This window comes from Kitasatospora sp. NPDC048407, assembly GCF_043200475.1.
GTDB lineage: Bacteria > Actinomycetota > Actinomycetes > Streptomycetales > Streptomycetaceae > Kitasatospora.
Map to the genome: position 1 here is coordinate 708,658 of NZ_JBICXW010000001.1, position 12,748 is coordinate 721,405.

The 12,748-nt window shown below is 69.7% G+C and carries 14 protein-coding genes; 1 reads left to right on the forward strand and 13 read right to left on the reverse strand.

Annotated elements, in window-relative coordinates; translation table 11 throughout:
* Positions 1–186: 186 nt before the first annotated feature.
* Positions 187–588 (reverse strand): hypothetical protein, encoded by a 402-nt coding sequence (locus ACGFWJ_RS03385; protein ID WP_392944715.1) that lies wholly within the window; start codon positions 586–588, stop codon positions 187–189.
* On the reverse strand, positions 588–1,376 hold the full coding sequence (locus ACGFWJ_RS03390; RefSeq protein WP_392944717.1) for a hypothetical protein: 789 nt from the start codon (positions 1,374–1,376) through the stop codon (positions 588–590). Before ACGFWJ_RS03390 ends, ACGFWJ_RS03385 begins: the two co-directional genes overlap by 1 nt.
* A gap of 10 nt (positions 1,377–1,386) precedes the next feature.
* On the opposite strand from ACGFWJ_RS03390, the gene ACGFWJ_RS03395 reads away from it, so the two are divergent.
* The gene (locus tag ACGFWJ_RS03395) at positions 1,387–1,716 is read left to right on the forward strand and encodes a hypothetical protein (RefSeq protein ID WP_392944719.1); all 330 of its coding nucleotides are present in this window, start codon (positions 1,387–1,389) and stop codon (positions 1,714–1,716) included.
* A 76-nt stretch (positions 1,717–1,792) separates the two neighbouring features.
* Here the strand turns inward: ACGFWJ_RS03395 and ACGFWJ_RS03400 are convergent, their stop codons facing one another.
* The 11 genes from ACGFWJ_RS03400 to ACGFWJ_RS03450 all read right to left on the reverse strand — a co-directional run bounded on the left by ACGFWJ_RS03400 (position 1,793) and on the right by ACGFWJ_RS03450 (position 12,590).
* Positions 1,793–2,290, reverse strand: a complete 498-nt coding sequence (locus ACGFWJ_RS03400; protein ID WP_392944721.1) for a hypothetical protein — start codon at positions 2,288–2,290, stop codon at positions 1,793–1,795.
* A 130-nt stretch (positions 2,291–2,420) separates the two neighbouring features.
* A complete protein-coding gene (locus ACGFWJ_RS03405; RefSeq protein WP_392944723.1) occupies positions 2,421–4,064 on the reverse strand; it encodes a hypothetical protein in 1,644 nt (547 codons plus the stop codon).
* Positions 4,061–5,008 carry a hypothetical protein gene (locus ACGFWJ_RS03410; protein WP_392944725.1) on the reverse strand — a complete coding sequence of 316 codons (948 nt, stop codon included), beginning with the start codon at positions 5,006–5,008 and terminating at the stop codon, positions 4,061–4,063. Before ACGFWJ_RS03410 ends, ACGFWJ_RS03405 begins: the two co-directional genes overlap by 4 nt.
* Complete coding sequence (locus ACGFWJ_RS03415; RefSeq protein WP_392944727.1) at positions 4,944–6,422, reverse strand: hypothetical protein; 1,479 nt, start codon at positions 6,420–6,422, stop codon at positions 4,944–4,946. Before ACGFWJ_RS03415 ends, ACGFWJ_RS03410 begins: the two co-directional genes overlap by 65 nt.
* Positions 6,419–6,745, reverse strand: a complete 327-nt coding sequence (locus ACGFWJ_RS03420) for a helix-turn-helix domain-containing protein (protein WP_392944729.1) — start codon at positions 6,743–6,745, stop codon at positions 6,419–6,421. The genes ACGFWJ_RS03415 and ACGFWJ_RS03420 overlap by 4 nt, the downstream gene beginning before the upstream one ends.
* Positions 6,742–7,866, reverse strand: coding sequence for a tyrosine-type recombinase/integrase (locus ACGFWJ_RS03425; protein ID WP_392944731.1), 1,125 nt, complete (start codon positions 7,864–7,866; stop codon positions 6,742–6,744). Before ACGFWJ_RS03425 ends, ACGFWJ_RS03420 begins: the two co-directional genes overlap by 4 nt.
* 16 nt (positions 7,867–7,882) lie before the next feature.
* On the reverse strand, positions 7,883–9,361 hold the full coding sequence (locus ACGFWJ_RS03430; protein ID WP_392944733.1) for a hypothetical protein: 1,479 nt from the start codon (positions 9,359–9,361) through the stop codon (positions 7,883–7,885).
* Positions 9,358–9,534 (reverse strand): hypothetical protein, encoded by a 177-nt coding sequence (locus ACGFWJ_RS03435; RefSeq protein ID WP_392944735.1) that lies wholly within the window; start codon positions 9,532–9,534, stop codon positions 9,358–9,360. Before ACGFWJ_RS03435 ends, ACGFWJ_RS03430 begins: the two co-directional genes overlap by 4 nt.
* Positions 9,535–9,727: 193 nt before the next feature.
* Complete coding sequence (locus tag ACGFWJ_RS03440) at positions 9,728–10,933, reverse strand: helix-turn-helix domain-containing protein (RefSeq protein ID WP_392944737.1); 1,206 nt, start codon at positions 10,931–10,933, stop codon at positions 9,728–9,730.
* Positions 10,934–10,993: 60 nt separating this feature from the next.
* Positions 10,994–11,353 carry a hypothetical protein gene (locus ACGFWJ_RS03445; protein WP_392944739.1) on the reverse strand — a complete coding sequence of 120 codons (360 nt, stop codon included), beginning with the start codon at positions 11,351–11,353 and terminating at the stop codon, positions 10,994–10,996.
* Between the two features lie 43 nt (positions 11,354–11,396).
* Positions 11,397–12,590, reverse strand: coding sequence for an acyl-CoA dehydrogenase family protein (locus ACGFWJ_RS03450; RefSeq protein WP_392944741.1), 1,194 nt, complete (start codon positions 12,588–12,590; stop codon positions 11,397–11,399).
* Positions 12,591–12,748: the final 158 nt, after the last annotated feature.

Sequence of the window (12,748 nt, forward strand, 5' to 3'; positions counted from 1 at the left end):
CGACGGCACCCGATGCTCCCAACGACGCACGCTCACCCTGACCGTCCACGAAGGCGCCACCGCAGCGGCCCTTCGCGCGGTCGCTTGCGCAGGACGTGCACGCGGCCACCGGGATCGAGCTAACCACGGAGTCGGTCACGCCCGTGACCGACTGATCGGTCCTGCCCGGCCGGGCAGGACCCGTGATCACTGCTGGCCGCCGTCCAGGACAGCGACCGCTCCGCGGCGGCCCAGCTTCTCCTTGAGTTGCAGGTTCTCGGAGTACAGGTTCGCGGTCACCGAGGCGAGCGCGTCAAGCTTCCCATTCAAGTCGGTGACCTGCTGCTTGGCATCGCGCAACTGCTTGCGAAGCTCGGCGATTGTCTCGTCCCGGGAGACCTCGCCCGGCGTCCGCAGCACCGGCCGGGCGACCCTGGCGTCCCACTCGGCTAGGATGTCCTCGGCCCGGTGCACGGTCGCGTGGCTCACCTTCGCCTCCCGGGCCAGGTTCTCCTTGGTCAGGGCCCCGTCGGTGTGCAGCGGCTCGCCGGCCAGCAGACGGGCCATGGCCTCGCAGAGCTTCTTCTCGGTGGCGGCGGACACCGGCATCAGGCGTTCTCCCTCATCTTGTCGAACTGCGCGGTCGCCGAGCGGACCTCGGCGAGCCGCGCCAGGGCCTGCTCGCGCAGCGGCTTGGACAGCTTCTTCTTCAGCAGCTCCACAAGTTCGCTTTCCTCCATCCGCCAGATCGGCTCATGGGCGAGTGTGAGTACCGAGTTGCGGCATCGGGAGGGCTGGCAGGCCCCCAGCAGCGGGGCCTGACCACGCTGGTAGGGCGGGAGTTGGTTCTGGCACTCGGCGGTGGGGGCGTTCCACAGGCAGTGGTTGACCGTGCCGAGGTGCAGGCTGGCGAACTCGTCCCGCAGCAGGGTGATCTCCAGGCGTTCGTCGGCAAGCTGGGCACGCAGCGTCGCACTCTGCTCGATGACCTCGTTGACCTTGTCGAGCCCGGCGTGGAAACGCGCGGCACCGGGACCGACCGCGATGGACTTGCCGGCCCGGCGGGCCTGAAGCAGGGACACCAGCTTCTTGGCAGCGGCGACCTGCAGCTGATTGTCGAACTCCTTGGCCCACCGTGCGTCGGGCTTGCCGTAGGCGAGTGTGGTGCGATTCGCCAGGGCCCGCCGGGCGGCGTGCTTGAGCTGCAACCCGAGTGCGATCTCGCCGTCGGGCTCCTGGGCCGCGATGATCGATATGGTGTGACGGAACATATGGGGCCGAACCGGCGCTTCGGGAATCTCTTCCAGGCCTGTGTGCTCGCGGTTGGCGTTGACGGTGGCGATGAAGTCGTCGATGTCGCGAGCAGCATCGAAGCCGCCGTCGCCGCCGCCGGCCAATACTCACACCATGCAGGCCTTCCACATGAACCCGGATCAGCTCGAAGCACCCGTGCAGCTCTTGGGCGATGCTGGCACTGCGTGGCTGCTCCGGAAGAAGCGAGTCGATCTTCGCGCTGTGCGTCGGCTGCTGAAGGACCATGCCGCGACCGTCGTACTCGGAGAGAGCGGCGGGACCCGCCCCCGCCTTGTCGCCGATGGCGAGCGCCCGATGCTCTGGGACAAGGTCAAGGACGACTACAAGGGGCCCGGCGGAAGCCGGACGGCCGGACGCTACCGCGCACACGAGTTCCGTGCGGAAGCCGACCGCCGCATGCTCAACCTGGAAGAGCACTGCTAACAGCGGGACGAGTCATGCCCGTACGAGGATCCGAATCCCCACGCGGCTTTGAGTCGGCTCGCCCTTCGACCAGCCGTCAGAGCTGACCGCTGATCTGCTGAGAGAGCCCCTCAAAGAACTCCTGAAGACCGGCCGCAGCAAGGTCGAACTGATCGAACCACGAGGCGGTGGTCGACCTCCAGACCCGCCCAGAGCCTGCGAGTGCGAACAGATGGCCTCCCCCGTCGCTGGCGAATACCAGGGCAGGCTCTTCCCCATCGATCTGGACGGCCCCGTACTCGCGGAAGTGCTCCGCGACCAGCGAGGCCGGATGGACGAAGTAGCCGTTCTCCACATCGGGCAAGGAGACCTCAGCGATCACCCAGTACATCGTGGTCAGGTCCGAGGGAATCGGCGTCAGCTCCACAAGCGCGTCGGTGGCCTGATGGCTCGCCGCCGAAGCGTGCACCACCACGTTGCTGCCCGGCTCGAAGCCATGCCGTGCCTGGAACGACTCCATCAGCTTCGCGAGCGCCGCGTCCGCCTGCCCACACCAGCCGCGAAGCCACTCGGCATCAAGCCGTTCGTCAGCCACGGGCACTCCCTCCTGCTTCCGCCGGGGACCCGCCCACGCGCGTGTCCGGAAGAACCTACAGGAACGTTCACACAGATCCGGTCAAAGCCAGATTCAGGCAGCGTCATCACCGTGAACGCTCCGACGGGTCTCAGGCCCGCGGGGGTGCCAACCACCGTTCTGCGCGGCCCTGCTTGTCGGAGTCTCCAGAGCGGCGAGCATGTGCCAGCAGCCGGGCACGCAGCGGTTCGGGCAGGCCGGCGACATCCCGCTTCTGGTGCGGGCGGGTCTTCCAGCCCACCAGATGCCGCACGGCCCCGGCTTCGTGTCGCTCCTCGGCTCGCGGGTCGGCCAGCCCGGCGAGCAGTTCGGCGATCGGCACCCTGCCGAGCAGTTCGCCAGGCACACCCTCGTGGACGGGGTAACCGGAGCAGCGCCCGCTGCCGGAGCCGTACCATTCGAGCAGGGCCAGCGCCCGCTCCACTGGGTCGGGGAACGTCGCCTGCAGTCGGCCCGTGAGTTCCGCAAGCAGTTCGGGGGAGGGCCTGCCGCCGGTGCGGGAGAGGTCGAGGATCCGGTCGGCGGTCCCCTCCAATCCGGCGGGCATCGCGGCCAGCCAGCTGCGTTCGTCTTCGGATCTTTCCTCCGCTCGCTGTCGGTCGGCTTCGAACTGCTGCATGGGACCGGGCATGCCGTGGCCGTCCAGCCACGCCAGGAGCAGGCGGCCGTCGGCGAGGACGGCGTCGCTCTCCCACAGCCCCCACCTCAGCGTCGCCCCGTGGTGCAGGACGACGACTGCGAGCCGCTCACCGGCGCAGTCGAACAACTCGAAACGGACGTCCCCGCCGCACATGCAGTGGAACCCGGGCAGCGATTCCACCGCCATAGCTCTCCTGAGCTGGTCCAACTCCGCCGGATCGGAGAGGTCCACCCGGATCTCTCCGTCCGCCTCGAATCCGGTCACCGAGCTCACCTGGGCCATGTGCGCCTGCTGCAGCACGCTGTCCAGCGCCGTCGTCTCGTCCATCAACCGGTTCCTCCCCGCCAGGGCCGCAGGTGTGCAGCCCGCCAGATTCCACCGCAGCTCAGGACGCCTCGCAACCCGGTTCTCCTGGGCCCGCACTTCAGTTCGCACGCCGACGGGCGGATCCTTCCGGGGGGTGAAGATGAAGCCGTCCGTGAACAGGGTGCCGCCGTCCCGGAAGGCCCAGAGGACGGGTTCGGCGTGGACGGAAGCCGACGATGAGCTTGGCTCAGGGGCGAAGCTGTTCCAGAGGTGGAAGCAGAGCAGGGTGTCGTCGCGTTGGTCGGTCGCGTAGGCCAGCGTCTTGGGGTAGTTGGGGTTGTTCCCCCCGAAGAGGACCGAGGGTGGCCCGAACGCCGTGACGACGTCGCTGAGAAACCGGTCCTTGCGGCACCAGGTCTCGCTGACGCGACGGATCTCGTAGTGCTCGGCCGAGGTGAGGGTCCGGTCGAGTTGCAGCCATCCCTGGCGGTGTGCGATCTCGGCGTAGACCGAGGCCACGGCGCCCTCGTGTGCATCACCCCAGAGATCTTGAAAGGCTCCGCGCACGCCGGTGGAGGAGGATCCTCGGCGGGTTTGCAGGTCCTTCAGTTCCTGCTGCCACTCCTGCTCGGAGGCCTCCGCGAACGCCACCGCGTCGAGGTAGAGCCTGATCGCGGTCTCACCGCCGTACATTCCCGGGCGGCGCAGGGCGCCGTTCAGGTGCGTGACCAGGTAGTCGAGCATTTCTTGGGCTGTGCGCCCGTCGTTGCGTCCGGTCGGGTCGGTCATCGTCTGCCTTCCTGTTGGTCCTCGGCGCGTGCTGCGAGGTACTCGGCCCAGTCGCGTCGGGCGTAGGTGACCCAGCGGATCGCGGTGTGGCGGTGCATGCCGGTCAGGTCGGCGAGGATGGGGCTGGGGAGGTCGGCGGCGAGCGCGGCGAGGGCGGAGTTGCGGGCCGCGCGGACCGAGATTCCGTGGCGGTTGAGCTTCTGCGTCATGGCATGGGTCGAGATGGGCTTCCCTGGGACCAGGCCCGGGAACAGCAGCCGGGGGCCCGGGGTGGCCTGGGCGAACAGGGATCGTGAGCCGGGCAGGGGCTCTTCCGCCAGCTGGTGCAGCAGACCGGCCAGTCGCGGGGGCAGCAGCACGGGGTGACGGCCGAGCATCAGGTGGGTGTGCTTGCTGCCGCGCTGCAGGTGGTCGGGCGTCAGATGGCAGAGCCGTTCTGTGGACGGACCGAAGAGCAGGGTGATCGCGCCGGCTGCTCGGACGTCCAGGGGCAGGGCGTCGTCGGTGAGACAGCGCTGGAGGAGGCTCCAGCGGTCGTCCTCGTTGAGCAGGGCCTGTGGCTCCTGCTGCGGGATCGAGGGGACGACGAGCTTGCGGGTGAGCCGGCGGCTCGCCGTCCAGCCCAGGAAGTAGCGGATCAAGTAGCGCCGTTGGCTCGGTCCGCCAGTGATCCAGCCGTCGACGTGCTCCTGGGTGAGGTCTGCGAGTGCGAGTTGCTGTTGGTCGAGCCAGGCCAGCAGTTCCAGGGCCACGCTGACGCGCCGTCGGAGATCGCGGTCGGCGGAGGCCGGGTAACGGCGGACGGCGGCGCGTTGGCGTGCGCGCCGGAGCAGAAACCAGTGCAGGAACGGGCGGGCGAGGTTCGCGTGGTCCGCCGGCTTATCGGCAAGTTCGTACTCCAGCCAGCCGGGGATCCGTTCGATGTCTTCGTTGCGGGCGCCCAAAATGCCTGTGTGCACCAGGAGTTGGCGGATATAACGCTGGTTCCGGCTGGGCCAGTAGCTCGTCGAGCAGCTCGTGGCTGAGCGGACGGTCCTCGGTGACGAGGCGGGCGAGGAGCCTGCTGTTCGGGCTCTCGCGGATCCACTGGATCGCCTGGAAGGGCGCCGGAGCGGCAGCCAGCGCCGTCGCGAGCGGCTGCAACTGCTCGGGGACCACGCCGTCGGCTCCGGCGAGCAGGAGGTTGACCCGCTCGGCGAGAACGCAGAACGCGCACCGGCCCCGGCTGTGCGGGTTGCCGGCCCGGCCGCACTGGCGGCAGGTGTAGTCAGCGGCGAAGCCGACGCAGGGTCCGCAGACGCCGGTGCCGTCGGCGTCCCGCGCGATGAGCGGCTGGACCGTGCCACAGCGTGAGCACTCGGCCGGCGACCGGAGGACGGTGTTGTAGCAGGTCATGCAGACCGGCCCGATCGGCCATCGCGTGTTCACCGGCTTGGTCCGGCCGCAGCGGGCGCATGGCTCGCCTTGTCGATTGCGCCGGTAGCAGTTGCCGCAGACGGGCTGGCCCTGGAGCTTGCTGCTGCAGGGCCGGATCCGACCGCAGGCGGAGCAGGTCACCTCGGGGCCGCGGTAGCAGCCGTCACACAGGTCGGGCTCACCGTCGTACGCGTTACGTGCGATGCGCTTGACCTGCCCGCACCGGCCGCAGGGCCGTCGCGGGCGACGGTGACGGTTGTAGCAGAGGTGGCAGAGGGTGCCGTCGGCATCGACCAGTGCCGCGACCGCGGTCTTGCCGCAGGTCACGCAGATGTGAGTGGGGCGCTTCCAGCACCTGACGCACAGGCCCCGGCCGTCTTCTCGGCGGACGACCGGGTTCTGGTGCTCGCCGCACCCGGCGCACTCTTCCAGGCGGTCGGGGTCCTTGTGGTAGCAGGCTGAGCAGATGCCGCCCTCGGGGCGGCGGGCGGAGATCCGCATGCCCTCGCGGTGGCAGCGCGCGCAGGTGGCGCGGCGGCTCTTGGCGTCGCAGGTCGCGCAGAGCCGCCCCTCGGGCCGCAGCTGGCGAAGGTCGGTCCGCACCGTGCCGCAGTGCGCGCAGCCTGGGCGGACCACCAGATGGCCGCCCTCGTGCAGCACCTGGATCAGTCGCAGCAGAACCGGCGGGCAGAGCGAACTCCCGGAGGTCAGGGCCTGGGGATGGTCGGCCAGGTGCTCGGCGAGCTCTTCCAGGTAGCGGGCCGCCCCGCGGACGGGGATCGGCACCGCGACCACCAGTGCGGCTGCGGCCTCCTCGGCATCGAGGCCAGGCAGAGCGGCGGTGAGCCTGGTGGGGATGGCGGCGACGGCGGTCTCCAGTCGCGCGGCCTGGGCGGCGAGGCGGGCGACGACAGACGGCGCGGTCGGCGAGGGCGCGGTCACAGGCCCTCCGGGCGCCGGATGGAGGTCCGGCGAACGGCCGGAAGCGGTCCGGGCGTCTCGCCGCCGGCGGTCTTGCGGACTTCTTCGTTGACGACCTGGACCTCGATCAAGTCGTTCGGCTGGCAGGCGAGGATGTCGCACAGGGCCGCCAGGACGTCCATCGACAGCCGCTGCGGGGGCTGGGTGACCAGCCGGAAGACCTGCTCGCGGGAGAGCGTGATGCCCCGCTCGGCCAGCAGCGGGACCAGGTCGGTGGTCTGGAACATCTCCCGGTCGGCCATGAGCCTACGCAGGTTCCAGCGGTAGCCCATCTTCTTGATCACTTGGGGTCCTCCCAGATGCCGGGGTAGCGATGGGTCAACTTCCGCTGCAGCAGCCGGTTGCGGTACTCGTCCGAGACGCCGGTGTAGATGGCCGTGGTGCTGGCGTAGACGTGTCCGGCCTGGTCCTGGACGAACCGTTCCGGGTAGTCGAACTCGACGAGATGCGTGATGTACGAGTGTCTCAGGCAGTGCAATTTCAGCTCTTCTGGCAGGTCAGCGGCCTTCCGTGCGGCGTCGAAGGCTTCGTTCGCCGACCGGCGGGACAGACGCCCACTACGTTCGGTGACCCAGATCGCCGGGTGCTTCCCGGCACCGAACCGGGGGCGGACCTCGGTCAGGTAGTGGTCCAGGACGTCGACGATCCAGTCCATCTCCGGGACCGTGAAGACGGTGCGGCGCTTGGGCGGGCTGCCCTTCGAGGACTTCCCGTACCGGACGAACACCGCCCCGTGGCGCCCGTACTGCGGCGCCTTCGGGTTCCGCCGCAGGTCGGCGACATCGAGATGCACGCTCTCCCGACGGCGCATGCCGTAGGCGTAGTAGCTCTTGAGCAGGGCGGAGTCCCGCATCGCGGCCAACGCGCCCTTGCGACCGCGCTTCCGGATCTCCTCGACCCGTCCGTCGGCGGCGTCGAACAGGGCCTGGATCTCGTCATAGGTCAGCGGACGACGGCTCGGGTCGCCCTCGTACTCGCTGACGTGGGTGACGGTGTTCCACTCGTGCAGGATCTGCACCGGCACCTGGCCGAAGCGCTCCTGGCAGACGTTCATCCAGCCGTAGCGCGCGTCCGTGATGTACTCGCAGAACAGCCGCAGGTGGTTCTGGTAGCCGCGGCCGCTCGACACCGTGAACGTCGGTGTCTTCGCCCGCAGGTGGTCGATGAACGCCTCGACCTCGGCCGGCTGCCACTGCCACGGGTACTGGTTGGTGAACTCGGCGAACCGGCGGACCAGCGACAGCCTCGGCTTGATGGTCCCGTCCCAGTTCAGGAAGCGGCTCCGCTGCTGCTTGGTCCACCCCTCCAGCATCGCCTCGAACACCGCCGGCTCGGGGTCCAGATACGAGACCCCGTCCACGAGCATCAGGTGGGCCGCCCCAGCCAGATCAGCCGCTCTAGCCACTCCAACCTCCGTTGCGTTAGATGCAACATTGTTGGGATGGCACGCGCCGAGCGCAAGAGCCGCTGGCCGATCGGTTGCCCCTCGCCTGGCGACCGCGAAGACACCCCCTCCCACCTGCTGTTATGCGTGTTGCCAGCCCTGTCGGATGTTGCATCAAACGCAATTCCGCCCCTTTCTCGCTGTCGCGCATGGCGGTCAGCGCTGCGACGAAGACGTAGCAGGCAGCCCGGAGCATACGGAGGTTGAGGCCGTGATCCGTCGCGATGGTGCGGTTCGGGTCGCGAGCCACCTCATGGACCCACTGACGACGTTGCTCGGTCCTGGCCTTGCTGCTGCTCGCGAAGACATTGCTGGGCTGGCTGTAGACCAGTCGGGCCAGTTCCGTCCAGTTTGGCTCGCCGGCCCACGCGACCTGCTCGTGCACCGGGTGGACAGGAATCAAGTTGCCCAGGTTGTCCAGCCACTCGCGCAGGACCCGGTCGCGGTGAGTGAGCCGCTCCTCCGCAGGCGGGGCGAAGGACGGCTGACGTACGGGGCCGGTGTGGCTGCGGCCGGTGTCGGCGAGCCACACGAGCACGCGCTGACGCCGCTTGAGACCCAAACGGTTCTCGGCAGCGAACAGCACGTGAGTGCGGCCGTTGGTGGCGAGCAGGCTGGCACGCCGCCAGTTCACCTCGCCGCGACGTGCCCGGCCTCGGTTACGTGCGTTGAGCGGGATGATGGTGCTCGGATCCGCCAGCCACTGCTCCAGCTCGCGGTCGTTGTCCGTCTGCGGTGGCGGCCCGCCGACCGGTTCGGACTGGCGTCGATCACGTTCGGCCAGGATGTCCGGGGCGAAGCGGTCGATGTACGCCCAGGCCGCCCGCAGCAGTGGCCACCAGACCTCTGGCGGGATCGCCGGGGTGGACAACTCGTCGGTCCACACCGATTCGGCGACCTGGGCGCTCGATTTCCCCGGCCATGGATCCTCCAAGGTGGGGACATCGGTGAGGACCGGTGAGAACGTGATCAGGTGTCGCACCGCGGAGACCACCTTGCGGACCGTCGAGGGCTCCGTCTGCTGGGACCGGGTGTCGATGAACGCCTGCCAGTCGGCCGCCTCCCACAAGCCGAAGTCATCCGGCATGTCCTGCTCCCGCGCCCAGGCTTTTAGCGTTGCGAGGTGGAAGCAGCACTGCGCGGTCGAACGCAGCCCCCACTTTCCGGGAGGCAGGAAGATTCCGGCCTTCTGCAGGGCGGCGTGCGTCGGGTGAAGCATGCAGAACGCGACCTCCCGCACGAGCAGGTTCCACACCGGTTCGCCGGGGAAGTCGCACCGCCACGCAGCCTTGACCACGTTCGCAGGCCGGCTCACATTGTCCGCCGGCCACATGTCAGTGCGGCCGAAGGTCGGCCCGACCGCCCCGGGGATCTGTCCGGGAAGGTCGGTGTAGACCGGCTCGTGATCAGCGAAGGTCGCGGACTTGAGCGCGAGCGGGAGGGCAGGGCTGGTCATCGGTCGTACTCCGTTCGCATGCCCAGGGGCAGGTTCAGGGTGAGGGCTTGCTCCTGGATGGTCTTGCGCGCGTCCTCAATGTGGTCGGCGCACTCCTCGAAGACCTGCTTCAGCGCGGCCTCCTGCCGTCCCCAGACGTTGTGCCAGGTCTTCGGCGCCAGCACGTCACGCATGTGCGGCGGCGGGCCGCCGCGGCCGACTCCGGCCGGCACCGCAGGCGCAGGGTGGCCACACCCGGTGGAGGAGGAGGTCCTTGATGGAGCGTCAGCATGCACCAACTGTGGCCGGGCACACACCTTCGGTGAACGAACGGGGCGTATCACTTCCCGAAGTCATATCGGACGGAAGTGATACGCCCCGTATCAGTCAGCTGATGACCATGGACGTCCCGAGGATCGCCGACAGCTTCCGCAGCTTGGCGGTGGTCGCGCTGCCCGCGCTCGCCTTCTGGGCGATCACTCCCGGCAGGGCCTGGTGGCGGGCCCAGCCCGGTGCCGCCGAGCAGACGTCCAGCAAGGTGTCCAACGCGCTGTCCGACTGCCGGGTCTCCGCCTGGGCGAGGGCGACGTCGAGCATCAGCCGGTTGTGCGCGGACGGGGTGAGGCCGGACGGGTCGCCGAGTGATCCGAACAGGCCGAGGGCCTTGCCGGGGCGGCCGGTGGAGACGCTGATGCCGATCGCCTGCGCGGTGACCGTGGTCGGGCCGAACGCCGTGCCGTTGACGGTGACGTCCCGGCCCATCCGGGCCGCGACCGCTTGTCCCTGGGACAGCAGGTCGTCCGCACCGGCGATGTCACCGCTCCTGGCGGCGACCACGGCGGCGAAGGTCACGTGCCATCCGTAGGTGGCGAGCAGTCCGGGATCACGGTCGCCGTACCGGGGCTCGATGGACTCGTACGACGCGCGTGCCGTCTGCTCGGCCTGGCCGAGGCGGGAGTCCCGCAGATAGATCCACGACCGGCCGGACGCGACCATGGCCGAGCGGACGATGTCCCCGGCCCGGTCGGCCTGGTCCTGCGCGTGGCCGATGCCCGCGTACGCGAGATCGCGGGCACCGAACTGGTTGGCCACGTACGCGGCGAGCCGGTACGCGTCCGCGAGGATGCCGGCCGCTGTTCCCCGCTGGTCCGCGGTGGCGGCCCGCAGGGCGGCGGCGGCCTCGCGCAGGGCGGGGGCGACACGCACGCCCGCGCCGGCGAAGTCACCGGCGCGGTACATCTCCCACGCGGCGGCAAGCCCGGCGGCGAGCTCGGCCGGCGCCGGTGGCTGCACGTCCACACCGACACCGGCGGCGGTGTCGTGGACGGCGCGGGACAGCTCGCGAAGCATCGCGCGGTCGGCGCCGCGCATCGCACGTCGCGGCGCCTGCTGGCCGAGGATCACTGAGACATCGGCGTTCAGCGCGGCAGAGATCCTCAGCAGCGTGTGAAGGCTGCCGCCGAGGTCGCGTTCCGCCTTGCGAATCGTCGCCACGGACAGGCCGGAGGCTTCGGCGAGTTGTTCCTGCGTCAGGTCCGGGCCGCGCAGCAGTTTGATGCGCTCGCCGGTGGTGTAGTCACTCCACTGCGTCATCCTGATCCCCTTCCGGGTGCCGGGCCGTACCCGGAAGGTACCGCCCCGCCCGGAGGGGACTCAGCGGAACTCGTGGACCACCTGGATCTCGCCCACCAGGTGCCGGTTGAACTCGGTCAGCTCCTCGGCGGGGACCCACAGTTCGAGGATGGTCTCGCCGCCGGCCTGTTGGACGGGGTAGCGCCTCAGGAACTCCGTCTCGACCTCGAAGCGGGTGACGTACCCGGCGCCGGATGCCGGGACGTTCCAGTCCCGGGCGATCCGGATCGCGTAGTCCTCGTTCAGGACGGGGTAGAAGATCGGCTGTTCGGGCAGCCGCGGGGGCCAGGCGCGCCAGCCGGAGGCGGCGACCAGGGCGAGTTCCTCGGGGCCGGTGGGGCGCCAGAGGGTGGTGGTGGCCGGGGGCCGGTGCGTCGTCATGGTGTCACCGTAGGGGGCGCGCCAGGGCTCTGACCAGCGAATATCAGCGGTAGGCGGACTCGCCGGTGATGGCCTCGCCGAGGACCAGGGTGTGGATCTCGGAGGTGCCCTCGTAGGTGAGGACGGATTCGAGGTTGTTGGCGTGGCGCAGCACGGGGTAGGCGGTGGTGATGCCGTTGGCGCCGAGGATGGTGCGGGCGGTGCGGGCGATCTCCAGGGCGGTGCGGACGTTGTTGAGCTTGCCGAAGGAGATGTGGGCGGGCTGGGCGCGGCCCTCGTCCTTGAGGCGGCCGATCCGGACGGCGACCAGGTAGGCCTTCTCCAACTCGAGGGCCATGTCGACGAGTTTCTGCTGGGTGAGCTGGAAGCCGCCGATGGGGCGGCCGAACTGTTCGCGGTCGCGCGCGTAGTCGACGGCGGCCCGGAAGCAGTCGCGGGCGGCGCCGACGGTGCCCCACAGGATGCCGTAGCGGGCTTCGCCGAGCGAGGAGAGCGGGGCGCGCAGGCCGCGGGCGTCGGGCAGCATCGCCTCGGCGGGCAAGCGGACGGCGTCGAAGGCGAGTTCGCTGGTGACGGAGGCGCGCAGGGAGAGCTTGCCGGGGATGTCGCGGGCGGTGAAGCCGGGGGTGCCCTGCGGGACGAGGAAGCCGCGCACGCCGTCCTCGGTGGCGGCCCACACCACGGCGACGTCGGAGACCGAGCCGTTGGTGATCCACATCTTGGCGCCGTCGAGGATCCAGTCGGTGCCGTCGCGCCGGGCCCGGGTGCGCATCGCGGCCGGGTCGGAGCCGACCTCGGGTTCGGTCAGGCCGAAGCAGCCGACGGCCCGTCCGGCGGCCAGCTCGGGGAGCCAGCGCAGCTTCTGCTCCTCGGAGCCGAAGGCGTGGATGGAGCGCATGGCGAGCGAGCCCTGCACCGAGACGAAGCTGCGCAGCCCGGAGTCGGCGGCCTCGAGTTCCATGCAGGCGACGCCGTACTCGGTGGCAATGGAGCCGGTGCAGCCGTAGCCGTCGAGGTGCATGCCGAGGACGCCGAGCTTGCCGAGTTCGGGGGCGATCTCGCGGACCGGGAAGGTGCCCTGTTCGAACCAGTCGGCGAGGTGCGGCCGGATGTGCCGGTCGGTGAAGGCGCGTACGGTGTCGCGGATCAACCGCTCGTCGTCGGTGAGCAGTTCGTCGACGCCGAGCAGGTCGAGCGGGTCGGGGCGACGGGAGGCGGAGTCGGGGGTGGTGGCCATCGGGCGGGCTCCTCGGAGGGTTGCGCGGAACGGGCTACCGAGGAGTATGCCGCCCGTCGGGCCCGGAGTCTTGACGCGGACAGGGCGAGCTGATTCCCTGTCAGATCAGGAAACTTTCCTAACAGTTGAGCGGTCGGGCGACCCCTCGCCCCGCCGCG

Excerpts from the sequence above, each read along its gene's own strand:
- ACGFWJ_RS03395 (WP_392944719.1), top strand. The coding sequence starts at position 1,387 with ATGCAGGCCTTCCACATGAACCCGGATCAGCTCGAAGCACCCGTGCAG.
- ACGFWJ_RS03435 (WP_392944735.1), bottom strand. The coding sequence starts at position 9,534 with ATGCGTGACGTGCTGGCGCCGAAGACCTGGCACAACGTCTGGGGACGG.
- ACGFWJ_RS03445 (WP_392944739.1), bottom strand. The coding sequence starts at position 11,353 with ATGACGACGCACCGGCCCCCGGCCACCACCACCCTCTGGCGCCCCACC.
- ACGFWJ_RS03440 (WP_392944737.1), bottom strand. The coding sequence starts at position 10,933 with ATGACGCAGTGGAGTGACTACACCACCGGCGAGCGCATCAAACTGCTG.
- ACGFWJ_RS03430 (WP_392944733.1), bottom strand. The coding sequence starts at position 9,361 with ATGACCAGCCCTGCCCTCCCGCTCGCGCTCAAGTCCGCGACCTTCGCT.
- ACGFWJ_RS03385 (WP_392944715.1), bottom strand. The coding sequence starts at position 588 with ATGCCGGTGTCCGCCGCCACCGAGAAGAAGCTCTGCGAGGCCATGGCC.
- ACGFWJ_RS03450 (WP_392944741.1), bottom strand. The coding sequence starts at position 12,590 with ATGGCCACCACCCCCGACTCCGCCTCCCGTCGCCCCGACCCGCTCGAC.
- ACGFWJ_RS03405 (WP_392944723.1), bottom strand. The coding sequence starts at position 4,064 with ATGACCGACCCGACCGGACGCAACGACGGGCGCACAGCCCAAGAAATG.